The 25,382-nt window shown below is 72.7% G+C and carries 23 protein-coding genes; 8 read left to right on the top strand and 15 right to left on the bottom strand.

Going from position 1 to position 25,382, the window contains the following annotated elements; genetic code table 11:
- Nucleotides 1-89 precede the first annotated feature (89 nt).
- Entirely contained in the window at nt 90-977 is an 888-nt protein-coding gene (locus tag ACIB24_RS14095) for an NAD-dependent epimerase/dehydratase family protein (protein WP_398281321.1), read from the top strand.
- 510 nt (nt 978-1,487) lie between these two features.
- Here ACIB24_RS14095 and guaA read toward each other — a convergent pair.
- The 4 genes from guaA to ACIB24_RS14075 are packed head-to-tail and all read right to left on the bottom strand — an operon-like array spanning nt 1,488 to nt 5,133.
- Nucleotides 1,488-3,098: a glutamine-hydrolyzing GMP synthase gene (gene guaA, locus ACIB24_RS14090; protein ID WP_398281318.1), complete on the bottom strand. Its 1,611-nt coding sequence runs from the start codon at nt 3,096-3,098 to the stop codon at nt 1,488-1,490.
- 19 nt (nt 3,099-3,117) lie between these two features.
- Complete coding sequence (locus tag ACIB24_RS14085) at nt 3,118-3,516, bottom strand: DUF3817 domain-containing protein (RefSeq protein ID WP_398281316.1); 399 nt, start codon at nt 3,514-3,516, stop codon at nt 3,118-3,120.
- Nucleotides 3,513-4,283 carry an SURF1 family protein gene (locus ACIB24_RS14080; protein ID WP_398281313.1) on the bottom strand — a complete coding sequence of 257 codons (771 nt, stop codon included), beginning with the start codon at nt 4,281-4,283 and terminating at the stop codon, nt 3,513-3,515. The genes ACIB24_RS14085 and ACIB24_RS14080 overlap by 4 nt, the downstream gene beginning before the upstream one ends.
- Nucleotides 4,284-4,287: 4 nt before the next feature.
- Nucleotides 4,288-5,133, bottom strand: a complete 846-nt coding sequence (locus ACIB24_RS14075) for a heme-dependent oxidative N-demethylase family protein (RefSeq protein ID WP_398281310.1) — start codon at nt 5,131-5,133, stop codon at nt 4,288-4,290.
- Nucleotides 5,134-5,346: 213 nt separating this feature from the next.
- Between ACIB24_RS14075 and ACIB24_RS14070 the strand changes: the two genes are divergently transcribed.
- The 4 genes from ACIB24_RS14070 (at nt 5,347) to ACIB24_RS14055 (ending at nt 9,925) form a co-directional block, all read left to right on the top strand.
- Nucleotides 5,347-5,991, top strand: coding sequence for a hypothetical protein (locus tag ACIB24_RS14070; RefSeq protein WP_398281307.1), 645 nt, complete (start codon nt 5,347-5,349; stop codon nt 5,989-5,991).
- Between the two features lie 51 nt (nt 5,992-6,042).
- Entirely contained in the window at nt 6,043-6,330 is a 288-nt protein-coding gene (locus ACIB24_RS14065; protein ID WP_398281304.1) for a hypothetical protein, read from the top strand.
- A 101-nt stretch (nt 6,331-6,431) separates the two neighbouring features.
- Nucleotides 6,432-8,171 (top strand): ABC transporter transmembrane domain-containing protein, encoded by a 1,740-nt coding sequence (locus ACIB24_RS14060; RefSeq protein WP_398281301.1) that lies wholly within the window; start codon nt 6,432-6,434, stop codon nt 8,169-8,171.
- Nucleotides 8,168-9,925, top strand: coding sequence for an ABC transporter ATP-binding protein (locus ACIB24_RS14055; protein WP_398281298.1), 1,758 nt, complete (start codon nt 8,168-8,170; stop codon nt 9,923-9,925). The genes ACIB24_RS14060 and ACIB24_RS14055 overlap by 4 nt, the downstream gene beginning before the upstream one ends.
- A gap of 49 nt (nt 9,926-9,974) precedes the next feature.
- On the opposite strand, the gene ACIB24_RS14050 is transcribed toward ACIB24_RS14055, so the two are convergent.
- The 7 genes from ACIB24_RS14050 to ACIB24_RS14020 form a co-directional block, all read right to left on the bottom strand.
- Complete coding sequence (locus tag ACIB24_RS14050; RefSeq protein WP_398281295.1) at nt 9,975-10,793, bottom strand: DUF1295 domain-containing protein; 819 nt, start codon at nt 10,791-10,793, stop codon at nt 9,975-9,977.
- Nucleotides 10,790-12,106, bottom strand: a complete 1,317-nt coding sequence (locus ACIB24_RS14045) for a class I SAM-dependent methyltransferase (RefSeq protein WP_398281292.1) — start codon at nt 12,104-12,106, stop codon at nt 10,790-10,792. Before ACIB24_RS14045 ends, ACIB24_RS14050 begins: the two co-directional genes overlap by 4 nt.
- The gene (locus ACIB24_RS14040; RefSeq protein ID WP_449619056.1) at nt 12,103-13,428 is read right to left on the bottom strand and encodes a class I SAM-dependent methyltransferase; all 1,326 of its coding nucleotides are present in this window, start codon (nt 13,426-13,428) and stop codon (nt 12,103-12,105) included. Before ACIB24_RS14040 ends, ACIB24_RS14045 begins: the two co-directional genes overlap by 4 nt.
- Entirely contained in the window at nt 13,425-14,210 is a 786-nt protein-coding gene (locus ACIB24_RS14035) for a DUF1365 domain-containing protein (RefSeq protein ID WP_398281290.1), read from the bottom strand. The genes ACIB24_RS14040 and ACIB24_RS14035 overlap by 4 nt, the downstream gene beginning before the upstream one ends.
- A complete protein-coding gene (locus tag ACIB24_RS14030) occupies nt 14,207-15,463 on the bottom strand; it encodes an NAD(P)/FAD-dependent oxidoreductase (RefSeq protein WP_398281287.1) in 1,257 nt (418 codons plus the stop codon). Before ACIB24_RS14030 ends, ACIB24_RS14035 begins: the two co-directional genes overlap by 4 nt.
- Nucleotides 15,460-16,149 carry an alpha/beta hydrolase gene (locus ACIB24_RS14025; RefSeq protein ID WP_398281284.1) on the bottom strand — a complete coding sequence of 230 codons (690 nt, stop codon included), beginning with the start codon at nt 16,147-16,149 and terminating at the stop codon, nt 15,460-15,462. Before ACIB24_RS14025 ends, ACIB24_RS14030 begins: the two co-directional genes overlap by 4 nt.
- Nucleotides 16,150-16,321: 172 nt before the next feature.
- Nucleotides 16,322-17,950: a succinic semialdehyde dehydrogenase gene (locus ACIB24_RS14020; RefSeq protein WP_398281281.1), complete on the bottom strand. Its 1,629-nt coding sequence runs from the start codon at nt 17,948-17,950 to the stop codon at nt 16,322-16,324.
- A 183-nt stretch (nt 17,951-18,133) separates the two neighbouring features.
- On the opposite strand from ACIB24_RS14020, the gene ACIB24_RS14015 reads away from it, so the two are divergent.
- Together ACIB24_RS14015 and ACIB24_RS14010 are read left to right on the top strand one after the other, a co-directional pair.
- The gene (locus ACIB24_RS14015; protein ID WP_398281278.1) at nt 18,134-18,964 is read left to right on the top strand and encodes a cutinase family protein; all 831 of its coding nucleotides are present in this window, start codon (nt 18,134-18,136) and stop codon (nt 18,962-18,964) included.
- 57 nt (nt 18,965-19,021) lie between these two features.
- Entirely contained in the window at nt 19,022-19,975 is a 954-nt protein-coding gene (locus tag ACIB24_RS14010; RefSeq protein WP_398281275.1) for a cutinase family protein, read from the top strand.
- 7 nt (nt 19,976-19,982) lie between these two features.
- On the opposite strand, the gene ACIB24_RS14005 is transcribed toward ACIB24_RS14010, so the two are convergent.
- Nucleotides 19,983-21,107 carry a GuaB3 family IMP dehydrogenase-related protein gene (locus ACIB24_RS14005; protein WP_398281272.1) on the bottom strand — a complete coding sequence of 375 codons (1,125 nt, stop codon included), beginning with the start codon at nt 21,105-21,107 and terminating at the stop codon, nt 19,983-19,985.
- Between the two features lie 211 nt (nt 21,108-21,318).
- Between ACIB24_RS14005 and ACIB24_RS14000 the strand changes: the two genes are divergently transcribed.
- A complete protein-coding gene (locus ACIB24_RS14000) occupies nt 21,319-22,233 on the top strand; it encodes a DUF559 domain-containing protein (protein WP_398281269.1) in 915 nt (304 codons plus the stop codon).
- Here the strand turns inward: ACIB24_RS14000 and guaB are convergent, their stop codons facing one another.
- From guaB to shbA, 3 genes are read right to left on the bottom strand one after another with little or no spacing between them, the layout of a single operon-like run.
- Nucleotides 22,234-23,760: an IMP dehydrogenase gene (guaB, locus tag ACIB24_RS13995; RefSeq protein WP_398281896.1), complete on the bottom strand. Its 1,527-nt coding sequence runs from the start codon at nt 23,758-23,760 to the stop codon at nt 22,234-22,236. It abuts the gene before it with no gap.
- Nucleotides 23,761-23,815: 55 nt separating this feature from the next.
- Nucleotides 23,816-24,775, bottom strand: a complete 960-nt coding sequence (locus tag ACIB24_RS13990) for a hypothetical protein (RefSeq protein WP_398281266.1) — start codon at nt 24,773-24,775, stop codon at nt 23,816-23,818.
- A complete protein-coding gene (gene shbA, locus ACIB24_RS13985; protein WP_398281263.1) occupies nt 24,772-25,353 on the bottom strand; it encodes an RNA polymerase sigma factor ShbA in 582 nt (193 codons plus the stop codon). Before shbA ends, ACIB24_RS13990 begins: the two co-directional genes overlap by 4 nt.
- Between the last annotated feature and the right edge of the window lie 29 nt (nt 25,354-25,382).

Here is a 25,382-nt window from a genome sequence, read left to right as displayed (position 1 = left end):
CCCCGACCCGTCGTGCTCACCGACAGCAACCGTTACTCACCGGTACGAACCACCCCCACGAGGCGCACGGCGCGGATATCGTCGCGAGTGTGACCACCTTGCCCGGCTCCCAGGAGGTGCCGGTGCTGATCACCGGGGCCGCGGGCCGGATCGGGCGGATGATCCGGCCGCTGTTGGCCGACGCCGGGTGGGACGTCACGTGCGTGGACGTCGCCCCGGGCGGTGACGCGGCCGTGCAGGAGCTCGACGTGCTGGACGGCGAAGGCCTGGACGCCGCGACCGTGGGCTGCGGGGCCGTCGTGCACCTGGCGGGGATCGCGCGGGAGGCGCCGCTGCCCGACATCCTGCGCGCGAACGTCGAGGGCACCCAGGCGGTGCTCGACGCGGCGTTGCGGCGGGGCATCCGGCGGGTGGTCCTGGCCAGCTCCAACCACGCGGTGGGTTTCTGCGCCCGGCCCGAGTCGGGTTCGTTGCCGGTCGACGTGCCGGTGCGCCCGGACACGTTCTACGGGATGTCGAAGGTCGCCGTGGAGGCGCTCGGGCAGCTCTACTCCGACCGGTTCGGGCTCGAGGTCGTGTCGTTGCGGATCGGCACGTGCCTGCCGGAACCGACCGCGGTGCGCGAACTGTCGACGTGGTTGAGCCCCGGGGACGCCGCCCGCCTGGTCGCGGCCGCGCTCACCGGGCCGGTCGTCGGGCACGTGATCGCGTACGGCATCTCCGCGAACACCCGCGGCTGGTGGGACCTTTCGAGCGCGCGAGCGCTGGGCTACGAACCCGAGGACGACTCGGAGTCGTTCGCCGACCGCGTCCCGCCCGAGCCGGCGCCGCGGGTGCCGCGGACCGGGACGCCGGTGCCGCCGGCGCCCGAGCGGGTGGGTGGCCTGTTCACCCTGATGCCGCTGGGCGGCTTGAGCAGCGGCTTCTCCCATCCACGCCCGTCCGCCGAGCCGCCGGACGACCCGCCGTCGAACTGAGGACGGAGCGGAAAGATCCAGCGGTATCGCTGCACCAGATCTTCGATTCGGCTCGTGATTCACGAGAGAGTCGACCGGCGCTGGCAGATCCTGACGGCGCTGGGCAGCAGTTTGGCTCCATCTGAGCGTCGAATGAGGTTGCCGCAGGCCGTCCGTTTCATTCGACGATCGTCACGACCTTCACGAATTGGCGGCCGGCTCGACTGATGACAGGCGTGGTGGCAGCTTCCGTTCGCTTTCACGACGCGTTGGCTGCCACCACACATGCCATCAGGAATGCCGCGGTCCTGAACCGGCAGGTATCAGCAGCTTCATGCCGCGTCTCTGCAGTGAAGGCCAATCTCGTCGTGCCGTCCGGTGCACTCAGCCCGGTGAGTCGTCGCTTGCCGAGCCGAATGAAGAGCTAGATCAAGAGCTGGCCGGAGCCTTCGGTTGCCATCACGACACGTTGGCTGCCTTCAGGCTGCAGATCACCGATCAGAATCAGGCGACCCGTCGTGAGCCCTGACGTCACTCCCACTCGATGGTGCCCGGTGGCTTGGACGTCACGTCGAGGACCACGCGGTTGACCTCGGCCACCTCGTTGGTGATCCGCGTCGAGATCCGGGCCAGCACGTCGTAGGGCAACCGGGTCCAGTCGGCGGTCATGGCGTCCTCCGACGAGACGGGCCGCAGCACGATCGGGTGGCCGTACGTGCGCCCGTCGCCCTGCACACCCACGGACCGGACGTCGGCCAGCAGCACCACCGGGCACTGCCAGATCTCGCGGTCCAGCCCGGCCGCGGTCAGCTCCTCGCGCGCGATCGCGTCGGCGGCCCGCAACGTCTCGAGCCGGTCCTGCGTGACCGCGCCCACGATGCGGATACCCAACCCCGGGCCCGGGAACGGCTGGCGCTGGACGATCTCCTCGGGCAGCCCCAGTTCGGCGCCGACGGCCCGCACCTCGTCCTTGAACAGGGTGCGCAGCGGCTCGACGAGTTCGAACTGCAGGTCGTCGGGCAGACCGCCCACGTTGTGGTGCGACTTGATGTTGGCCGCGCCCTCGCCGCCGCCGGACTCGACGACGTCGGGGTACAGCGTGCCCTGGACGAGGAACCGCACCGGCTCACCCTCGCCGTGCTCGGCCGCCTCCTCGACGACCTCGCGGGCCGCGGCCTCGAAGACCCGGATGAACTCGCGGCCGATGATCTTCCGCTTCTCCTCCGGGTCGCTGACCCCCTCGAGCGCGCCGAGGAACCGGTCGACGGCGTCGACGACCTTCAGCTTCACGCCGGTCGCGGCCACGAAGTCCCGCTCGACCTGCTCGGCCTCACCGGCCCGCAGCAGCCCGTGGTCGACGAACACGCACGTCAGCTGGTCGCCGACGGCCCGCTGCACGAGGGCCGCCGCCACGGCGGAGTCGACCCCGCCGGACAGCGCGCAGATCACCCGGCCCGAACCGACCTGCTCGCGGACCTTGGCGACCTGCTCCTCGATGACGTTGCCCATCGTCCAGGCCGGAGGCAGCTTGGCGCCGTGGTAGAGGAAGTTGGTCAGCACCTGCTGGCCGAACGCCGTGTGCTTGACCTCGGGGTGCCACTGCACGCCGTAAAAGGCGCGCTCGTCGTCCTCGAACGCGGCGACCGGCGACCCGGACGACTCGGCGATGACCGTGAAGCCGGCGGGCGCGGCGTGCACGGCGTCGCCGTGGCTCATCCACACCGACTGCTCCTGCGGAGTGCCCTGCAGGAGGGTGGACGACGCGAGCCCGCCGTCACCGACGACGTCGACCCGGGTGCCGCCGTACTCGCGCAGCCCGGTCTTCGCGACGTCGCCGCCGAGCGCGACGGCCATGGCCTGGAAGCCGTAGCAGATGCCCAGCACGGGGACGCCGAGGTCGAACAGCTTCGGGTCGACCTGCGGGGCGCCGTCGGCGTACACGCTCGACGGGCCGCCGGACAGCACGATCGCGGCCGGGTTCTTGGCCTGGATCCGCTCGACGCTCATGGTCGAGGGGACGATCTCGGAGTAGACGTTCGCCTCGCGCACCCGGCGGGCGATCAGTTGGGCGTACTGGGCGCCGAAGTCGACGACGAGGACAGGGCGGTGCTCACCGGCGGGGTCGGGCGTCTCATCACTCACCCCGCAAAGCGTACTGGCGCTAGGGGGCGGCCGACGCGTCGACCGGCTGCACGGCGTCGATCATGGGCTGCACGCGCTTGGTGACCCACCGCTCGGCGACGAAGCTCATGGCCGGGACGGTCCCCGCGATCACGACCAGCAGGGTCCGCACGAACGGCAGCCGGGTCCGCATCCACAGGTCGACGGCGGTCACCACGTAGATCAGGTAGAGCCAGCCGTGCAGGATCGGGATCACGTGCCCCGCGCCGGGCACCGCGTCGTCCAGCCCCGGCTCCTCGAAGACCCCGGCCCACGAGAACGACGGCCCGTCGAACTGCACGACCTGGAGCACGACGTGCAGGGTCAGGAGGAGCAGCAGGACGCCGGTCGCCCAGGCCATCACGCGGTAGCGGGTCAGAGCGGGCTGCAGCTGCTTCACGGCGTCACCGTATCCGCCCGACTTGTGGGCAGAAGCCCCCGGTGGTCGTCGCGGACCAGGCGCCACCAGAACAGCAGCCCGATGCCGGCGAACACCCACCACTGGACGGCGTAGGACAGGTTGCGCCAGTCGTAACCCTGGTGGGGCGGGGGCGGCGGGACGACGGCGGGCGCCGCCCCGGTCGCCGGCGCCTGAGATTGCTGGACGACGAAGCCGGTGACCAGCGGATTCGCCGTCCAGTGCCCCAGCAGGTCGGGCATCGACACGTAGGCGATCTGCCCGTCGGGCAGCCCGTCGCTCCGGCCGGGGGCGAGGTCCTGCGCCGGTTCGGACGGCTGCAGCAACCCGGTGACCGTGACCTCCTGGTCGATGGCCGTGGACGCGGACGGGTCGTCCGGCGAGGCGATCCAGCCGCGGACCACGGGAACCGCGCTCCCGTCGGCCAGCACCAGCGGCAGCAGCACCCAGTACCCCGACCGCCCGCCCAGCTCGCGTCCGGCCACCAGCAGCCGGCGGGCGCCGTCCCAGTGCCCGGAGGCGGTGACCCGCACCCCGACCGCGTCCTTGGGGAACGTCTCGCGGGCCTTGATCACGGCGCCGATCGGCTTCGGGGCGGCCTCGGCGGCGGCCGTCTCGGACGCGGCGCTCGAGCCGTTCGCGCGGGCCCGGTCGAGCTGCCAGGTCCCGAGCAGGGCCATGCCGCTGGCGGCGAGCAGCACCACGAAGAGCAGCGCGAGCCAGCGGGGTCTCAAGGCCGTGCGGAGCACCCGATCACCGTAGAGCAGCGTCGCAGAGCCAGGTCAGGGCGGGCTCGGCGAAGGTCTGCATGCCCTTGTAGACGCGCTGGTCGGGCGGGAGGTTGGCGAGCGCGTCCCGCGTGGTGGCCAGCAGCGCCGGCCGGTCGGCGAGCGCGGTCAGCGGCTCCAGCGCGGTGCGGATGGTGAAGAGCACGTGGGCGTCGGTCACCCGGCGCAGGGTCTGGTACTCGACGCGCAGGTGGACGACGTCCGCCGCCTCGGCGGGCCCGCTCACCGGCGGTTGCGGGTCGCCCGGGGGGCGGAACAACGCGTCCCCGGCCTGCATGGTCCAGTTCACCCGGGCCACGATGCGGTCGGCGGTGAGCTTGCGGAGCAGCTGATCCGAGGCGGTGCCGATCTGCTCGGCGTACTGCGGCACCGGCTCGTGCACGGCGAGCATCGGGCGGCCCACCTTGTCGCCGATCAGCCAGCCGCTGGGCATCACGACGCTGCCCGCCACGAGCACGGGTTCCGGGCCAGTGACGTCGACCAGGCACAGGTCCTCGGCGACGTAGCGGGCGGCCAGGTCGAGCGGGTGCTTCACGTCGTGGGGCCGCCGGCCCAGCAGGTCGAGCACGGCCCGCCCGGCCTCGACGGTGTCCGGGCCGCCGCGGAAGGCCCGGGGCCCCAGTTCAGCCAGGCGGCGGTCCTTCCACTCGACCAGCGCCTCGTCGTGGGGGCGGGGCCTGAGCCAGCTCCCGGCGTCCACCGGCCGGGCCCCGACCGTGTGCCGGTGCTCGCCCGCGGCGTTCAGCGCGGGCCGCGGCCACCAGGCGTCGTCCAGGCGCAGGGCGCGGCGGACGGCGGGGGGCAGTGGCATGCGGTGAGCCTAAGCCGAGCGATGCCGGAGCCCGGCTTCCCCTCATCACAAGTGACAAGAATCGTCCGGGGCAGGGCGATCTCGCCATACATAGACACAGCGACTCCCATTACCCAAAGTAGTCGTGGAATTCCTGCGCCTAGGCCTTGCGGATCGGGATGCGCGCTCATTACATTTCCCGGTGCGGACATATTAATCACATCGGGGGGAAACATGTCTTTACCCAAGATTGCCTGCTGCCTGCTCGCGGTCGGATCAATGTTCGTCGCCGGAGGTGTGGGGGCGACCGGAGCGGCGGCGGCATCCAGTGGTAGCTCCGTCATGGCGCAGCCAGCCATCACCACCCGGATTACGGGAGCCGAGACCGCCTGCGACCCGTCCAAGAACGGGACACCCTGCACCTTCACGGTGGAAACCACGACCGGACCGTCGACCCCCGTGTCGGCTGGCGACCTGGCCACTGACGGTGCGCTCACTTCCGCGACCGGCCAGAAGCTCTCTGCTGCAGCAGCTTCCGGTCCAATCTCTTCGCGCTCGTGGTCCCAGTCGTACATCGCGAAGAAGGCTGGAGTCACCTTCTGGAAAGAGGTGCACGAGGGGCGCTTCTACTATGATGGGTACACCGTCTGGGTGGCGAACTACCGCGGCACGACGAACGGCTACCACACCTGCGATCTCGGTGGCAGCACTTGGGTCACGATCACGGTCCAGCAGTGCGGCAAGCGAGGGGAGCGTACGGCAGGGATGGACATCTTCGATATCTTCAAGGTGAGCGTTCCCGCTGCCGCGACGGCAACCCATAAAATGAACTATCACCCGAACGGAAATGGCACAGTGACGGCCACGATTCCCTACTGACGTAACTGGAATTTGATTCCGCCCGCAGTTCACGGAATGAGAGGAATTGAAATGGACCTCACGGCCGATGAAACGAACGGCGGAACCAACGGTCTGATTCTGGCCCTGACCTTTCTCGCCATCCTCGCCGCCGGGATGTTGGTTCCCGGCGGCGGGTTGGCGGTCGCGCTCGGAGCCGCCTTCACCACGCTACGAAACGCCGGCAGGTTCCGGGTCGCCGCGATTCTGCTCGGCATCCTGCTGATCGCCGCCTGGGCCCTGGCCGCCTATCTGGTCGGCCTGCCCAACTCGGCCGGCATAACCCAGACCAGCGACCCGACGGTGGTCTTGCCGCGCTGAGCGGACGCTCCATCGCGAGGGGCATCATGAGGGGTATCCGGACTCCGATCGCGGCGAAAATCGTTCGACCGTAGCTGAGCGGTTCCGTAGCGTGGTGACATGTGATCACCATCCCCGACCGCGCGGTCCACGCCGCCGACGAGCGCTCGCCGGGTCACTACCTGGCCTCGCTCGGCCGGCGGCAGTGGCGCACCCTCGCGCTGGCCGCAGCGGTCGGGGTGGTCTGGATGGCCAGCCGCGCGGCCGTCCCGGCCGTCCTCGGGAACACGCTCGACGCAGGGGTTCTCGCGCGGAACCCGAGGCACGTCCTGGTCGGCGCGCTCACCCTGGCCGGCGCGGGCCTCCTGACGGCGGGCAGCGGCGTCGTCCGGCACCGGCTCGCGGTGGCCAACTGGTTGCAGGCGGCGCTGCGCACCGAGCAGGTGGTGGGTCACCACGCGGCGCACCACGGGCCGGCCGTCGCGGCCCGGACGACCACCGGCGAGGTGGTCTCGGTGGCCACTTCCGACGCCCCTCGCATCGGCGACCTGTTCGACCTGGTCGGCCGCGGCTCGGGGGCGGTCGTCAGCGGAGCCCTCGTGACGGTGCTGCTGTGGCGCGTCGAACCGGTGCTCGGGATCAGCGTGCTGACCGGGATGCCCCTCCTCGTAGGCGTTCTCGCGTTGTTGATCAATCCACTGACCGGCGCGCAGCGGGCCCACCGGCAGGTCGAGGGCGAACTGACCGCGCTGGGCGCCGACACCGTGGCCGGGTTACGCGTGCTGAAGGGCATCGGCGGCGAGACGCAGTTCTCGAACCGGTACGGGGTGCGCAGCCAGCAGGTCCGCCTCGCCGGGGTGCGGGTGGCCGGCGTGCAGTCGCTCCTGGACGCCGCGCACGTGCTGCTGCCCGGCGTCTTCGTGGTCGCGCTGACCTGGTTGGCGGCCGACGCCGCGATCGCCGGCCGGCTCGAACCCGGCCAGGTGGTGACCGTTTTCGGCTACGCCGCGTTCCTGCGGACGGTGATGGAGACACTCACCGAGCTGCTCAGCAAGGCGGTCCGCTCCCGCATCGGCGCCCAGCGGGTGCTCTCCGTGCTGGCCCGCAAGGTCGACCCCGGCCCGAGCGAGAAGGCCGCGCTCCCGGCCGCCTTCGCCCCGCTGCACGATCCGGCCAGCGGCCTGACCGTCACCCCGCGGCTGCTGACCGGCCTGGTCACCGACGACCCGGACGACGCCGTCGCGCTGGCCGAGCGCCTGGCCCGCTTGCCCGGTGCCGCCGGAACCGAGGCGCCGCGCCTGGGCGGGACGTCCGCGGACCGGCTCGACCCGGCCGCCTACCGCGACCGGGTTCTGGTGGCCGAGGCCGAACCGCGCCTGTTCACCGGGACCGTGCGCACCGCGGTCGACCCGTGGGCCCGACACACCGACGCCGAGGTGCTGGCCGCGCTGGAGACGGCCGACGCACTCGACGTGCTCGACCTGGACGACGAGGGCCTGGCCGCCCCCGTCGAGGAACGTGGCCGGGGCCTCTCCGGCGGCCAGCGGCAGCGCCTGGCCCTAGCCCGGGTCGTCCTGCGCGACCCCGAGGTCCTGGTCCTGGTCGAGCCGACGTCGGCGGTCGACGCCCACACCGAGGACCGGATCGCCGACCGGCTGGCCGCGGCGCGGGGTGGGCGCACGACGCTGGTCATGACCGGCAGCCCGCTCGTCCTGGAGCGGTGCGACCGGGTGGTGCGGCTGGGCGCGGCCCGGGTGGCCGCGACCGGGACCCACGCCGAGCTGCTGGCGCGGGACCCCGCCTACCGGGCACTCGTCGTCCGGGACCTGGAGGCACAGCCCGAGGAGGGAGAGGGATCGTGAGCACGCAGACGCTTCCGGTCGCCAGCCCCGACCGCGTGCGCCGGGAGACGGTCGACCTGCTCGTCACGCACCGGCTCGAGCTGGCCTGGATGCTGACCCTGCAGGCCGGGGTGGCCCTGGCCGGGCTGGTCGCGCCGTTCCTCCTCGGCCGCCTGGTCGACGCGCTGCAGGACGGCACGGCGACCCGGACGACGCTGGTCGAGGTGGCGCTCGGCTCAGCCAGCGCACTCGGACTGCAGGCGCTCCTCACCTGGCGCGGCAACCGGCGGGCCGGCCTGCTCGGGGAGCGCGTCTTCGCCCGGCTGCGTGAACGTTTCGTCGACCAGGTCACCCGGCTTCCCCTCTCCACGGTGGAGCGGGCCGGCAGCGGTGACCTGATCTCGCGGACCACCAACGACGTGGAGACGATCAGCGAGTCCGTGCGCTACGCCGTCCCGTCGGTCATCGTGGCGAGCGCGACGATGCTGATCACGGCGGGGGCGATGCTGCTGGCCTCACCGGTGGTGGCGGTCGCGTGGCTGGTCGCGGTGCCGGGGCCGTACGTGTCGGCGGTCTGGTACCTGCGCCGGGCCCGCGCGGGGTACCTGGCCGAGATGGCCGCCTGGGCGCGGATGAACGGCGTGATCAGCGAGACGATCGACGCGGCAGGCACGGTCACGGCCCAGAACCTGCAGGCTCGTCGGGCCGCGGAGATGGACGCCGCGCTCGCCGAGGTGTGGCGGACCGAGCGGTACACGCTGTGGCTGCGTTCCGTCTGGTACCCGGTGCAGGAGTTCCACTTCGTGCTGCCGGTGGCGGTCATCGCCGGCTGGGGCGGCTGGCTGGCCCTGAACGGGCACGTGAGCGCCGGGCAGGTGACGGCGGTGGCGCTGCTGGCCGTCCAGATCTCCTACCCGCTGGGCGAACTGCTGGAATGGATCGACCAGCTGCAGCTGGGGGCCGCGGCGCTGGGCCGGATCATCGGCATCGGCGAGGTGCCGCCCGACCGCTCGGCCGGGGCGGACGCGCCGGACGGCGAGCAGATCGTCGCGCGCGGCTTGCGCTACGCCTACCGCGGTGAGCGCGACGTGCTGCACGGCGTCGACCTGGCGTTGCGGCCCGGGGAGCGGCTGGCCGTGGTCGGTCCGTCGGGGGCGGGCAAGTCGACGCTGGGTCGGCTGCTGGCCGGCATCCACCCGCCGCGGGTGGGCGACGTCAGCGTCGGCGGTGTGCCGCTGACCCGGCTCCCGGTCGACGACCTGCGCGGTGAGGTGCTGCTGGTCACCCAGGAGCACCACGTGTTCGTCGGGACGCTGGCCGAGAACCTACGGCTGGCTTCAGCTTCCGCGTCGGACGAGGAGCTGGTCGCGGCCCTGGTGGCGGTGGACGCCGACCGTTGGACGGCCGCCCTGCCGGCCGGCCTGGACACGGTCGTGGGGTCGGGCGGGCACGCGCTGACCCCGGCCCAGGCGCAACAGGTGGCCCTGGCCCGGTTGGTGCTGGCCGGTCCGCACACGCTGGTGCTGGACGAGGCGACGTCGCTGCTCGACCCGCGCTCGGCCCGGCACCTGGAGCGGTCGCTGTCGGCCGTGCTGTCCGGGCGCACCGTGGTGGCGGTGGCGCACCGGCTGCACACCGCGCACGACGCCGACCGGGTGGCGGTGGTCGAGGCGGGTCGGATCACCGAACTCGGCACGCACGACGAGCTGGTCGCCGCGGGTGGCCGCTACGCCGCGCTGTGGCGCTCGTGGCACGGCGAGAACGCCGGCGGATGATGCGTTTGCGCATGATCGACGGAGTACGTGGTGATCATGCGCAAACGCATCATCGCCGCTTCGGCGGGAGCGGGATGAACCCGCTGGTGCGCTCGACGTACTCGGCGTAGCCGGGACGGGAACTCGACAGCGCCTTCTCCATCAGCGGTTTACCCGTCTTCGCGGCCAGGAGCCAGGTCATGAAGGCGGTCGCGGGGAAGACCAGCAGCGGCCAGCCGGCGTCCCCGGCGATCAGGAACAGGCCCCACCAGACGGCGGCGTCCCCGAAGTAGTTGGGGTGGCGGGTGTAGCGCCACAACCCGGTGTTCAGCACCTGGCCCTTCGACGACGGGTCGTCGCGGAACCGCTGCAGCTGCCAGTCGCCGACCGTCTCGAAGAAGAACCCGACGGACCACACGGCGACGCCCAGCCAGGCCAGCACACCGAACCCGGCCGGCCCGATCAGGCTGCCGTCGCTGATCAGGCCGACCTGCACCGGCAGCGAGATGAACCACGCGCTGGCCGCCTGGAGCAGGAAGACCATCACCAGCGCCGCGAGCTTCGGCGGCAGCTTCGACCGGCCCAGCATCTCCGTGTAGCGCGGGTCCTCGCCGTCCTGGCCGCGCGGCACGCCCCGCTGGCGCAGGCCGATGTGCGTGCCCAGCCGCAACCCCCACACCGTGGTGAGGACGACGAGGGCCACGCGCCGGGCCGGGTCGCCGTCGTCGGGGGTGGCCAGGAAGGCGACCAGGGCGATCACCGCGAAGGTGGGCCCCCAGGTCACGTCCACCACGCTCACCCGGCCGAGGCGCAGCGCGACGAGCCAGGTGAGCAGCTGGACGAGGACCGCGGCGAGCGCGGTCACCAGCAGGACGACGAGAACGCTCACCAGGTACGCACCTCCGGCATTCCGCTGAACCCGTGCGGTCCGGACCGCACCGCGAGGATCTGGTCGACGCCCATCCGGCCCTCCTCGAACGCCAGCCCTCCGCCGACCAGGTACAGCCGCCAGACCCGCGCGACCTCCTCGCCGACCATCGCCACCGCCCGGTCCCAGTTCTGCTCGAACGTCGCGTACCAGTGCTCGACGGTACGCACGTAGTGCTCGCGCAGCGCGTGCACGTCGCGGACCTCCAGGCCGGCCCGCTCCAGGAAGGCGACCGTCTCCCCCACCGGGCGCATGAACATGTCGGGGGCGATGTACGCCTCGATGAACGGGCCGCCGCCGGGGTGGCGGTTGGGAGCGCCGAGCCCACGGGACATCTGCTGCACCAGCACGCGGCCCCCGGGCCTGACCATCGCGCCCAGGATGCCCGCGTACGTCGGATAGTTGCCCTGCCCGACGTGCTCGCCCATCTCCAGCGACGCGACACCGTCGAAACAGCCCACGGCTGCGGAGGATTCGAGTTCCCGGTAGTCCTGCAGCCGGATCTGCACGCGGCCGGTCAGGCCCTCGCGCTCGACGCGGGCCCGGGCGAACTCCGCTTGTTGCTGCGACAGCGTGATGCCCGTGACCCGCAGCCCGAGGCGCCCGGCGAAGACGCTGAGCGAACCCCACCCGCACCCGACGTCCAGCAGGGTGTCACCGGGTTGCAGCCCGAGCTTGCGGACGACGAGCGCCAGCTTGGCGGCCTGGGCCGCCTCGAGCGACTGGTCGGGTTCGGTGAAGTACGCCGACGAGTAGGCCATGTGCTCGTCGAGGATCAACGCGTAGAAGTCGTTGCTGAGGTCGTAGTGGTGGGCGATCGCGGCCCGGTCGCGACGGCCCGAGTGCAGGCGGCCGCGCAGTCGGGCCTGGCTGTCGGGCGGGGCCGGCGGGAGCGCGACCAGGCGGCTCAGGGCGCCGCTGCGGCGCACCGTGCCGAACAGCCGCGGGGCCAGGGCGGCCAGCTCGCGAGGGCCGGGCATCCGGGCGTCGAGGCGCCGGACCGTGCGGAAGCCGGCGGCCAGGTCGCCCTCGACGTCCAGTTCACCCGTGACGTACGCCTGCGCGAGGCCGAGTTCACCGGGGTGCCACAGCAGCCGGCGCAGCGCGTCGGGCGACGCGATCACGAGGGTGGGCGCGGCCGGGTCGACGGGGTCGACCCGGCTGCCGTCCCAGGCCTTGAGGCCGACGGGCAGCGGGCCGCCGAGCAGGCGTTCGGCGAGGGCGGCGAGCTCGGCGGCGACACCCGTCCCGGTGGGGGCCTCGAGGACCGTCATCGCCCGGCGCCCGCGGTCAGCACGAACTGGTGCACGTCGAGGTAGCGGGACCGGAAGCCGGCCTCGGAATAGGCGAGGTAGAAGTTCCACATCCGGCGGAACAGGGGGTCGAAGCCCAGCCGCGCGACGTCGTCCGCCCGGTCGTTGAACCGTTCCCGCCACAGCCGCAGTGTCTCGGCGTACCCGTCGGCGAACGCGACGTCGTCCACCACGGCCAGCCCCACAGCGGCCCCGGCCTCCCGGATGGCGCGCACCGACGGGATCAACCCGCCCGGGAACACGTACTTGTGGATCCACGTGTACGTGGTGCGGGAGGCGACCATCCGGTCGTGCGGCATGGTGATGGCCTGCAGCCCGACCCGGCCGCCGGGAGCCAGCACGTCGCTCAGCTTGCCGAAGTACACGGGCCAGTACTGCTCGCCGACGGCCTCGATCATCTCGACGCTCAGCACGGCGTCGTACTCGCCCTCGACCATCCGGTAGTCGCACAGCTCGATCGTCACGGCGTCGGCGAACCCGGCCTCGGCCACCCGCTCGCGGGCCAGCTTCAGCTGCTCCTCGGACAGCGTGATCGAGTGCACGGTCGCACCGCGGCGGGCCGCCCGGAGCGCCAGTTCGCCCCACCCCGTGCCGATCTCGAGCACCCGGCTGCCCGACCCGACCCGGCACGCGTCCAGCAGCCGCTCGATCTTGCGTCCCTGCGCGGCCGGCAGGTCCGCCCAGGCCGGGGCCAGCTTGGCCGGGTCGAACATCGCCGCCGAGTACGTCAGCGTCTCGTCGAGGAACGTCTCGAACATGTCGTTCGACAGGTCGTAGTGCCGGGAGATGTTGCTGCGCGCGCCGTCCGGGGTGTTCCGTTCGGCGTGCGGCTGGCGCCGGACGGCGAAGCGGCGCAGCTTCTGCAGCCGCTGCGGGATGAGCCGGGGCAGCTCGGCCGCGTACACGGTGAGGACGTCCACCAGCCCGTCGCGCTGCCCGGTGGTCGAGGGTCCCGGCTCCCAGTCGCCGGCCAGGTAGGCCTCGCCGATGCCGATCAACCCACCCGTGGCGACCCGGGCGAAGAAGTCCTCGGGCCGCAGCACCCGCATGAGCGGGTCGGCCGGACCGCCGGCCCCCTTCAGGACGATCCCGCCCCGGTCGTGCAGCTCGACCCGGATCGGCAGCCGGTTGGTGGCCGCCATCAACAGTTTCCGGGTCACGGCGGCGCGCAGCCGGGCCTTGGGCACCCGGACGACGTCGGGCCAGCGGGCGGCCAGGTCTGCCTGGGTCAGGGCTTGGGTCTCGGGGGTGTCGGGCGTGACGGGTTCGGAGAGCGAGGTCAACGGACGGCCTCCTGTCGTTCGGCGGAAGGGTCGGGTCGGGTGGTCCCGGGTCTGGGGACGACGGGCAGGCCCCGCAGCCACAACGCGATGCCCTGGCGGCGGATGCGCAGGGCGCCCACGAGCGGCGCCAGCGGCGACCGGACGGCGAGCGCCAGCAGAGTGCCCGCGGTGGCCGGACGGCGCCGGCCGCGCACGGTGGCGACGAACGGCGGCGCGGGCGGACCGCCGTCCGGCGGCGACGGCCGGTGCAGGGTGACGACGAGCTCGAGGGTCTCGCCGGGTTCGGGCAGGGACATCCGGTAGGTGCCCTCGACCGGCTCGAAAGGCGATACGTAGAAGGCCTTCGGCGTCTCGGCGCCGCCGCGCGCGTCGGTGCGGACCAGGTAGGGGTGACACTGGCCGTAGGTGTTGTGCACCTCAGCCACGACGCAGACCAGGTCGCCCGACGGGTCGTGGCACCAGAACACCGACAGCGGGTTGAACACGTACCCCAGCACCCGGGCCGACGCGGCCATCAGCACGCGCCCACCGCGCAGGTCGACGCCCTGCGTCGCGAGGTAGGCGTCGAGCCGGGCCCGGATCGTCGTCCCGGCCCCCTCGAAGTGGTCGGCGGCCCGGAACCGGGCCAGGGGCCGCAGGGCCCGGGGCAGCACGGGCAGGGCGTCGAGGTCGACCAGCCACAGGTAGCTGCGGTAGCGGAACACGTTGCGCAGCGGGGCGGTCCGCGCGTGGGCGATCTCGACGGAGTACAGGGCGGCGGGTTGCGGGTCGAAGGGGTTCACCAGTCGCCCCCGAGCGAGCGGGCCGCGGCCAGGCCGGAGCGGGCGCCGTCCTCGTGGAAACCCCAGCCGTGGTACGCGCCCGCGAAGGCCGTCCGGCCGTCGTTCAGCGCGGGGAGGTCGGCCTGGGCGGCCACGGACTCGGGCGTGTAGGCGGGGTGCTCGTACGGCATCCGCGCGATCACGGTCGCCTCGTCGACTCCGGTGTTGAGCGAGGCGAAGTACCGGCGCCCGCCGGGCAACCCCTGCAGCCGGGTCAGGTCGTAGCTCACCTGCACGGCCTCGGCGGGGGCGGTGCACGAGGTCATCCGGTAGTTCCACGCGGCATGCGCCCGCGGGGCCCGGGGCAGGACGCGCGAATCCGTGTGCAGCACAGCCGGGTTCGGCGTGTACCGGAAGGTTCCGAGCACGCGCCGTTCGTCGGCGGTGGCGTCGGCGAGCAGCCGCAGGGCCTGGTCGGGGTGGGTGGCCACGACGACCTGGTCGTAGCGCGCCACCTCCCCGGCGTCGTCGACCACCTCGACGCCGTCGGCGTGGCGGGTGACCGCGCGGACTCCGACGCCGGTGCGCACCTGGGCCAGCTCCTTCACCGCCGCCTCGACGTACGTGCGCGAGCCGCCCACGACGGTGCGCCAGCGCAGGGAGCCTCCGACCGAGAGCATCCCGTGGTTCTCCAGGAAGGCGAACAGGTAGCGGGCCGGGTACTGCAGCGCCGTCGCCGGGGCACTCGACCAGACGGCGGCCACCAGCGGCGTCATGAAGTGCGTGCGGAAGTACGCGGAATACCCACCGGCGTCGAGGAACTCGGCGAGCGTGACGTCGTCCGGCGTCGTCCCCGCCCCGGACAGCAGCGCCCGGGCGGCCCGGTGGAAGCGGGTGACCTCGGTCAGCATCCGGACGAACCGCGGCCGGCCGAGGAACCGGGCCCGGGCCACGATGCCGCGCGCGCCCTGCCCGCCCGAGTACTCCAGCCCGCAACCGGAGCACGAGACCGACATCGACATGTCGGTCTCCCGGGTCTGCACGCCGAGCTCGCCGAACAGCCGCAGCAGCGTCGGGTAGGTGACCCCGTTGTGCACGATGAACCCGGTGTCGACCGGGATGGACCCGGCGGTCGGGTCGAGCACGTCGTGGGTGTGGGCGTGCCCGCCGAGCCGGGCGTCCGCCTCGTACAGGGTGACGTCGCGCGAGCGGCGCAGCACGTAGGCGGCCGTGAGCCCGGAGACCCCGGCTCCGACCACGGCGACCCGCCTCACCGGTTCAGTCCCTCGGCGACCCCGCGCGCCACCAGCCCGTTCCAGGTGCGCGGTCGGCGCAGCAGCGCATGCGTCTCCCCCGGGACCGCGACGTACTCGACGTCGGCCCCCGCCGCGGCCGCGCGGCGAGTGAACTCCCGGGACTGGGCCGGTGAGGTGATCCGGTCGGCCGTGCCGTGCGCGACCAGCACCCGGCGGCCGGCGAGCTGCGCGACCGGCTCACCCGGCGGCGTCCACGGAGCGAGGGCGACCACCCCGCGCACCTGGGGGGCTCCGGCCACCCGCAAAGCCGTCCGGCCGCCCATGGAGTGCCCGACGAGGACGACGGGCACGTCGCCGAGGTCGGCCCGGATGCGCTCGAGCGCCCAGCGGGCGTCGGCCACCGGCGAGGCCACCTCGCCGTTCCAGCCGCGGACGGCGAACTCCAGCCGGTAGACCGCCGTCCCCGCACCGCCGACCCGGCGGTACAGGGCCGCGGCCAGCAGCCGGACCCGCAGGACCGCGAGCTGGGTGGGTCGCACGGGCGCGAACGAGTCCGAGCGACCGCCGTGCAGGACCAGCGCGGCGGCGACCGGGGCCGGGCCGGACCGGCGGGCGACGCTCAGCCGCGGAGCAGGGGCGGATTCGCCCGCCTCGTCGCCGACCGGCCGGCCGGGGCTGGGGTTACCGATATGCCTGGTGCGCATGACCACGTCCACATCTGTCGTTCGTCGCCGATCCCCGATCGGATGGGGTCGGCTGTGAACTGGATGCAGACGCGGCGCCACCCCGGCACGAGAAGATCACGGGCGGGACGGATCAGCACGCCGAAACGCGCTGCGAGAGACGGATGCAGGCGCGGATCGCGCGGCTTCGCCCTTACGGCCAGGGGAAGCGTGTGGCCCGGCTGAGCCTCAACAGGAAGGTGAAGGCCTTGCTGTAGAAGTCGCCCCCGCGGAACAGCAGGACCCGCAGGCCCACCGCCTGGACGGCCACCGACTGGCTCTCGGTGAACCGCAGGATGCCCGCCGAACCGTGCCGACGACCCATGCCGGACTGCTTGCGGCCCCCCATGGGCGAGGCGACGCTGGCCCAGCCGACGGTGTAGGCCTCGTTCACCACGACCGTGCCGGCCTCGATGCCGCGGGCGATGCGTGCCCCGCGCCGGCGGGTGGCCCAGACGGAGGCGTTCAGGCCGTAGTCGGTGTCGTTGCAGGCGTCGATGGCCTCCTGGTCGCTGGCCACCCGGTAGACCGACAGGACCGGGCCGAACGTCTCCTCCGCGAAGCAGGTCGCGGTCTCCGGGACGTTGGCCAGGACGGTCGGCTCGTAGAACAGCGGGCCGATGTCGGGGCGGGCCTTGCCGCCGGCCAGCACGATGGCCCCCTTCTCGATCGCGTCGTTCACGTGCGCCTCGACGAGGTCGAGCTGCGACTGGCTGGCGATGCTGCCGAAGTCGGAGTTGTAGTCGAGGCCGGAGCCGAGCTTCATCTCCTTGACCTTCGTGAGGAACGTGTCGAGGAACTTCTCCGCGATCTTGTCGTGCACGTAGAGCCGCTCCATCGACACGCAGGCGTGCCCGGAGTTGGAGAACGTGTCGCGGATGATGCCCTCGGCCGCCCGGTTCAGGTTCGCGTCGTCCGCGACGTAGACCGGGTTCTTGCCGCCCAGCTCCAGCGAGCTCGACACCAGACGGGCCGCCGCCTGCTGGGCCACCCTAGTGCCGGTCGCGGTCGACCCGGTGAAGCAGACGTGGTCGGCCCGATTGATGATCTCCGTGCCGACGATCCGGCCCTGGCCGTACACGATCGTGAACAGGCCCTCCGGCAGCCCGGCCTCGGCCAGCACGTCGGCCGCCCACAGCGCGGTGAACGGGGTCTGGCTGTCGGGCTTCAGCACCACCGCGTTGCCGGCCAGGAGGGCGGGCACCGCATCGGAGATGGTGAGCACCAGCGGGTAGTTCCAGGGCGAGATCATGCCGACGACGCCCTTGGGGTGGTGCACCTCCCGCACCTTGGTGAGGATCGGGACCAGGCCGACGTGCCGGCTCTCGCCGAGGATGCCCGGCCCCTTGCGGGCGCACCAGGCGGCGTTGATCGCCGCGTCGGAGATCTCGTCGAACGCATGGATGCGGGCCTTGCCGTTCTCCAGCTGGATGATGTCCAGCCCCTCGTCCTGGCGGGCCAGGACGATCTTGGCGACCCGCTTGAAGACCTTGGCCCGCTCGCGCGCCGACCGCTTGGCCCACTGCTTCTGGGCGGCGCGCGCGATGGCGAAGGCGCGCTCGACGTCCGCGGGCGTCGAGCGAGGCAGCTCGGCGACGACGGCACCGGTCAGCGGCGTGTGGATGGGCACCTGCTCCGCGCCGGGAGAGGCCACCACGTAGGCGGCGAGCTTGCGGGCCAGCTTGTGGTCGAGCGCCCACGGGACGGGGCGACCGGGCGCGACCACGGGGCGGTCCTCAACGTCGAGGGGGTGCTCGTGCAGGGCGAGCGGATCAGCCGTCATGGCTGTGAGGGTAGAACGCAGGACACCCCCTGGCTACCCACAGGTAACGAATGACCCTCCCGCCGGGTTCCCCCTCCCGATCGGTCCCGCTTGAGCGGAAATGCGTCATCTGGGCGTTAAGCACAGTTCCGTGGACATTTCAAGCCTTGTCGGTGACACCACGTAGCGGGGAACATGCCGTGCGTGACGAGTCATCGTGCACCGCACCGGCACCGCCTGTCCCTGACCCTGGCCACCCTCCTCGGGGCGGCCGTGGTGACCCTGCCGGCCGGGGGCGCGGCCGCCGCCCCCGCCCCGCCGACGGGCTGCTCCGACGTCCTGGTGATCACCGCCCGCGGCACGGGCGAACCGGCGGACGGCGGCGGGCTGAACGGCCTGGTCTCGGCCGTGCGGGACGGGACGTCGAAGACCGTCGCCGGCTACAGCCTCCCCTACCCGGCCACGTACGACTTCTTCGACAGCGTCGCGCAGGGCGTCTCCCTGCTGCGGGCCAAGGTCACCGAGCAAGCCCGGGACTGCCCGCGCCAGCAGGTGGTGCTGGCCGGGTACTCGCAGGGGGCCTGGGTCGTCGGCGACGCGCTGGCCGGCGCCGGGCTGGGCTCCTCGGGGTCGCGCGTGGCCGCCGTCGTGCTCTTCGGCGACCCCCGGTTCAACGGCTCGGAGTCCTTCGACGCGGGGTCGTTCAGCACCGGGACGAACGGCGTCATCCCACGATCCGCCGGCGAGCTGGCCCCGTACTCCTCGCGGACGCGCTCGTACTGCGACGCCGGGGACGTGGTCTGCCAGAACGGCAGCAGCGGGGACGCCCACGTCGGCTACGGCGCGCGGAAGACGGCGCCCGCCGCGAAGTTCGTCCTGGGCCGACTGGCCGCTCCCCTCACCGCGCCCGCCGCGCCCGCCGAGGCCGCCGCGCCCGCCGAGGCCGCCGCCCCGGCCGCCCCCGTCGCCGACCAGGCCGCGCAGCCGCCGTCCTGGTTGACCCTCCTGCAGTGGTTGTGGAACCTCTTCGGCTGAGGCACGCCGGGGGCGGCACCGGTTGTCATCATTTGTCCGACGGGCCAGGATTCTGCGGTGACTTCCCGCCGCCCGCTCGGGCCGACCGCCCGGCTCCTCGCGCGGGCGACGGCGGCGCTGGTGACGGTGCTGGCGGCGGCGCTGGCGACGGGCCTGGGCGCCGCGCCCGCCCACGCCGTCCAGGCGTCGTCGTCCGGGTGCGCCGACGTGCTGATCATCGCCGCCCGCGGCACGGGTGAGCCCGGGAACGTCGGCGCCGGCCTGAGCGGGCTGGTCTCGGCAATCCAGAACGGGACGTCGAAGAAGGTGGCCGCCTACGGGGTGCCCTACCCGGCGAGCACCGACTTCGACACCAGCGTCCCCGACGGCGTCTCCCGGCTGACGAAGCGGGCCACGAAGGCCGTCGCCGACTGCCCGAGGCAGCGGCTGGTGCTGATCGGGTACTCGCAGGGAGCGTGGGTCGTGGGCGACGCCCTGGACTCCCCGAACCTGAACGCGGCGGGCCGCCGGGTGGCCGCGGTCGTCCTCTACGGCGACCCCCGGTTCAACGCGGCCGAGTCCTACGACCGGGGTTCGTTCCGGGCCGGCGTCGACGGGCTGTACCCGCGGGCCACCGGCGCGCTGGGCAGGTACGCCTCGCGCGTCCGCTCGTACTGCGACACGGGCGACTGGGTCTGCCAGAACGGCGCCGACGGCAACGCACACAACCTCTACGGCCGGAACAAGACCTCAGCGGCCTCGACATTCGTTCTGGCCCAACTGAGGTCGAGCGCCGGAACCGGCGGGACGTCGTCCGGCCCGAGTTCGGCGACCGGGACCGAGCCCGGGGCCAGCGCCTCGGCGTCCGCCACGCCCGTCCCGACACCCTCGACGATCCCGGCGCCCGCGGCCCTGCCCGGCGCCGTGCCCGCCGGTGCGGCCTGGGTGACCGGGCGCGAGGGCGCGGCCCCGAACTACCCGGCGCCCACGCCCCGCAAGCCGTGGTGGGACGTGCTGGTGTTCTGGGACTAGCCGCGTCTCAGCTGGGCTGGTACGGGGACACCACGACCTCGACCCGCTGGAACTCCTTGAGGTCGGAGTAACCCGTCGTGGCCATCGACCGGCGCAACGCCCCGATCAGGTTGCTCGTGCCGTCGGCGACGTGCCCCGGCCCGTGCAGGATCTGCTCGAGCGTGCCGACCGTGCCCACGTGGGCCCGGGTGCCCCGCGGCACCAGCGGGTGGTGCGCCTCCGGGCCCCAGTGGTAGCCGCGACCCGGCGCATCGCTGGCCCGCGCGAGCGCGGCACCGAGCATGACGGCGTCCGCCCCGCACGCGACGGCCTTGACCACCTCGCCGGAGCGGCCCATCCCACCGTCGGCGATCACGTGCACGTACCGGCCGCCGGACTCGTCCATGTAGTCGCGGCGGGCGGCCGCGACGTCGGCGATGGCGGTGGCCATCGGCGCGTGGATGCCCAGCGTCTGCCGGGTCGTGTGGGTCGCTCCCCCGCCGAACCCGACCAGGACGCCGGCGGCGCCGGTGCGCATCAGGTGCAGGGCGGCGGTGTACGTGGCGCAGCCGCCGACGATCACCGGGACGTCGAGCTCGTAGATGAACCGCTTCAGGTTCAGCGGCTCCTGGTTGCCCGAGACGTGCTCGGCGCTGACCGTCGTCCCGCGGATCACGAAGAGGTCGACCCCGGCGTCGACGACGTGCTTCCACAGCTGCTGGGTGCGCTGCGGGGTGAGGGCCCCCGCGACGGTGACCCCGGCCTCGCGGATCTGCTTGATCCGCTGCCCGACCAGGTCCGGCTTGATCTCCTCGGCGTAGATCTCCTGCATCCGCCGGGTCGCGACGGCCGGTTCGAGGCCGGCGATCTCGGCCAGCAGGGGCTCCGGGTCCTCGTAGCGGGTCCAGAGGCCCTCGAGGTCGAGCACGCCCAGACCGCCGAGCTCGCCGAGGACGATCGCGGTGGCCGGCGACATCACCGAGTCCATCGGCGCCGCGACGATCGGCAGCTCGAACCGGTACGCGTCGATCTGCCAGGCGGTGGACACCTCTTCCGGGTCGCGGGTGCGCCGGCTGGGCACGATCGCCACGTCGTCGAAGGTGTAGGCCCGGCGGCCGCGCTTTCCCCGGCCGATCTCGATCTCGCTCACCACGTCAGGCTACCGATACCCGGCAAGATCACCGTGCGCGCCGGGTCTCAGCGAGTTTCGCTCGGCCGAATCCGGCAGCGACGGTGATCACGGGCGAGGGTCCTGTCGTCCACAGCAGGCAGGAGTCGGGGTTTGTGCACAGGGCACGGACGACGAGCGCCGGCGGCCGCGCGGGCCACGCCAGGCTCCGACCATGCACTCGGATCCCCCGCCCGTGAGCTCGCGTCAGAGCGGCGTGTTCACGAGAGCCCAGGCCCACGCGGCGGGCTGGTCCGACTACCGGATCAGGCGCCGGTTGGACGACGGGAGCTGGCGGCAGCTGCTCGGGCGGGGGTTGGTCGGCGGCTCTACGCCGGTGACGCCACTCGCGGTCGCCTGGGCCACTCATCTCAGCCACCCCCGCGGCGTGATCAGCCACACGACGGCGGGCTGGTTGTACGGGTTCCCGTTGGCCTCGGTCGTCCATGAACAGTTGGCCGCCGGAACGGCCGGACACGTGCTGACGGACGTCGGCACGGCGGTGCCCGGCGTGGTGCGGCACCGGGTGATTCAACCCCGGCCCACGGTGCGGTTCGCGGGGCTACCCCTCACCGGTCGTCTCGACACGGCACTCGACTGCCTGGTCGTACTCCCTCGCGATCGGGCGGTCTCGTTGTGGGGGTGGCTGTCCAGTCGTGCCGTCCTCGACCGGAGCCGCTTGGCGCAGGAGGCCAGGGCCCGGTTCGGACGACCTGGTACGCCCAACCTCCTGGCGATCCTCGGGTTGAGCGGCACGGGAGCGGCGAGCGTGGCCGAACGCCGACTGCACGACATCCTGCGCCGGGGCCGCATCACCGGATGGGAGGCCAATGTCCCGGTCCGGGTGAACGGGGTGATCGTGGCGGTGGCCGACGTCCTGTTCGCCGCGGCCCGGCTGGTCGTCGAGGTCGACGGGTGGGCCGCCCACGGGAGCCGCGAGGCGTTCGTGAACGACCGGCGGCGCCAGAACCTGTTGATGAACGCCGGTTACCGCGTCCTGCGCTTCACCTGGGACGACCTGGTGAACCGACCCCGCGAAGTCCTGGCCGAGATCACGGCCGCTGCCGGGTTCCAGCGAGTTTCACTCGGTCGAACCCGGCAGCCGTGGTGATCACTTCGAGCTGTAGTTCGGCGCCTCGACGGTCATCTGGATGTCGTGCGGGTGGCTCTCCTTCAGCCCCGCCGCGGTGATCCGGACGAACTGGCCCTTGTCCTGCAACTGCGGCACGGTCGCCGCCCCGACGTAGAACATCGACTGCCGCAGGCCCCCGACCAGCTGGTACGCGACGGCCGAGAGTGGCCCGCGGTAGGGCACCTGACCCTCGACGCCCTCGGGGACGAACTTGTCGTCGGACACGTCACCCTGGAAGTAGCGGTCCTTCGAGTACGAGCGCGCCTTGCCCCGCGACTGCGCGGCACCCAGCGAACCCATCCCGCGGTACTGCTTGAACTGCTTGCCGTTGATGAACACGAGGTCGCCGGGGCTCTCCTCGCAACCGGCCAGCAGCGAGCCCAGCATCACCGTGTCCGCTCCCGCAACAAGGGCTTTCGCGATGTCGCCGGAGTACTGCAGGCCGCCGTCGCCGATCACCGGCACGCCCGCGGGCTTGCACGCCCGGGCGGCCTCCATGATGGCGCTGACCTGCGGGACGCCGACTCCGGCCACGACCCGGGTGGTGCAGATCGACCCCGGCCCGACGCCGACCTTCACGCCGTCCGCGCCGGCCTCGACCAGCGACTGGGCCCCGGCTCGGGTGGCGACGTTGCCGCCGATCACGTCGACGTGCGCGCACACCGGATCGGCCTTCAGCCGGGCCACCATCTCCAGCACGCCGCGCGCGTGCCCGTTGGCCGTGTCGACGACGATCGCGTCGACCCCGGCCTCGACCAGCGCCATCGCGCGCTTCCAGGCGTCGTCGAAGAACCCGATCGCGGCGGCGACCCGCAGTCGGCCCGCGTCGTCCTTGGTGGCCAGCGGGTATTTCTCGCTCTTGGTGAAGTCCTTGACGGTGATCAACCCGCGCAGCCGCCCGGCGTCGTCGACCAGCGGCAGCTTCTCGACCTTGTGCTGGGCGAGCAGGGCCATCGCGTCGTCGGCGCTGATCCCGACCGGGCCGGTGACCAGCGGCATCCTGGTCATCACCTCGGCGACCCGGCGGTCCATGTCGGTCTCGAACCGCAGGTCGCGGTTGGTGACGATCCCGATCAGCCGGTTCTCGTCGTCCACCACGGGCAGCCCCGAGATGCGGTACCGGCCGCACAGGGCGTCCACCTCGCCGAGCGTCGCGTCGGCGGTCGTGGTGACCGGGTGCGAGACCATCCCCGCCTCGGACCGCTTCACCAGGTCGACCTGCTGGGCCTGGTCCTCGATCGACAGGTTGCGGTGCAGGACGCCCAGACCGCCCTGGCGGGCCATGGCGATCGCCATCCGCCCCTCGGTCACCGTGTCCATGGCCGCGGACAGCAGCGGGACGGCGACCCGGATACGGCGGGACACCCACGAGCCGGTGTCGGCGGCGGAGGGATTGACGTCCGTCTCGCCGGGCAGCAGCAGGACGTCGTCGTAGGTGAGGCCGAGCGGGAGCTCGTGCTCACGCGCGGCGGAGGTGAAGTCGGAGGGGGACGGCGCGGAGTTCAGGACGTCGCTCACCCAGCGAATCGTACTGCGCCCGAACGGGTCGCCTGTACCACCGTCAGGATGTCGCGTCGGACGAGGAGCCCGAGCCGGACGAGTCGGTGGTCGCGGGAGCCGACGGCGTGGGCGTGACGCTCGCGGACGGCGAGTCGCTCGGGGCGGTCGGGGTGGGCGTCGGTGAGGCGTCGGTCGTCACGGAGGGCCCGACCGACGGCGCCGGGGTGGCGCTGGCCGTCGGGTTCTGGACGCCGAGCTCCTGCCGGGCCTGCTGGAGAGCGACGGCCGCATCGCTCTGCTTCGCCGCCGGCAGCTCGTCGATCTTCTGCTCAGCCTGGTCGAGGACCGTCTTGGCCTCATCCTGCTGCTGCTTGGCCGCGAGGTCCTTGGCCTGGGAGAGCTTGTCCTGGAAGGCCTGGACATCGGAGCGGTCGCTCGAGACCCCCGGCAGCGCGGACAGCACGCGACCGACCCCGGAGACCGGGGCCATGGGGTCGCCCGTGACGACGCCGCTGACGCCGGAGCTCAGCCCCAGCACCAGGAGCGCGACCACCGAGGCCGCGGGCAGCAGGGCGTGACCGGGCGCCTTCTCGCGCAGCTGGTCGGCCACCCGGGCGGCCCGGGCGGTGAAGGCGGCCAGGCCGACCGGCTCGGGGACGGGTTCGATGTTCGACTCGGGCAACCCGTCGGGGCTGGACGCCGCCAGCGCGGTCAGGTCGACGACGAGCCGGCCGTCGGTCTCGGCGCCGCGGCCCAGGTGGATCGGCAGCTCGGTGGCCTCGTCGGCCTCCTCGCCGTCGACCAGGTAGAGCGGGCGCTCGCCGAGCACCTCGAGCAGGCGCGCCATGTCGACGCCGGGGTCGCCGCCCGGCTCCTCGAGGTCGGTGCGCAGCGCGACGAGGGCCCCGACGAGTGCGTCCTGGCGGTCCTCGGACGTGGTGGTGCCGAGCCCCAGGCGGTCGAGCAGGGCGTCGGTGGCCTGGACGGCGGCGATGTCCGCGGGGTCGATCGGGGTGCTCATGCCGTGCCCACCGCCGTCGCGGGCAGGAGCGCCCGGAGCTTCTGCATGGCCCGGTGCTGGGCGACGCGCACGGCGCCCGCGGTCATCCCCAGGGCGCGCCCGGTCTCCTCGGCCGACAGGCCGGCGGCGACCCGCAGCAGCAGCAGCTCACGCTGGGCCGGGGGCAGCTGGAGCAGCAGCTCACGCAGCTGGTCGGCGTCGCTGGCCGCCTCGGCGTGCTCCTCCGGGCCGCGGTCGGTGCTGACCACCTCGGGCAGCTCGGCCTGCGGGATGGCGGCCCGGTAGGCGGCCCGCTGGGCGTCGGCCACCTTGTTCGCCGCGATGCGGTAGACGAACGACTCGAAGGGACGCCCCTCGTCGCGGTACCGGCCGAGCGCGGACAGCACCGCCAGGCAGACCTCCTGCGCGACGTCGTCCGCAGTGTGGTCCGCTCCGGCGAAACGGCCGAGCCGTGCACGGCAGTAGCGGCGAATCATCGGGTGAAGCAGCCTCAGCAGTCGTTCGGTGGCCGCGGCGTCCCCTTGGGCGGCGCGGGACGACAGGGCCTGGATGTCGTCCATGCCGTCGTTACCGGACATCGCCCGATTGCCCCCTGGCGTTACACCGG

The organism is Spongisporangium articulatum, from assembly GCF_044465595.1.
Lineage (GTDB): Bacteria > Actinomycetota > Actinomycetes > Actinomycetales > Kineosporiaceae > Spongisporangium > Spongisporangium articulatum.
Note: the sequence above shows the minus strand (reverse complement) of the source record. Positions and strands in the feature narration are given on the sequence as shown.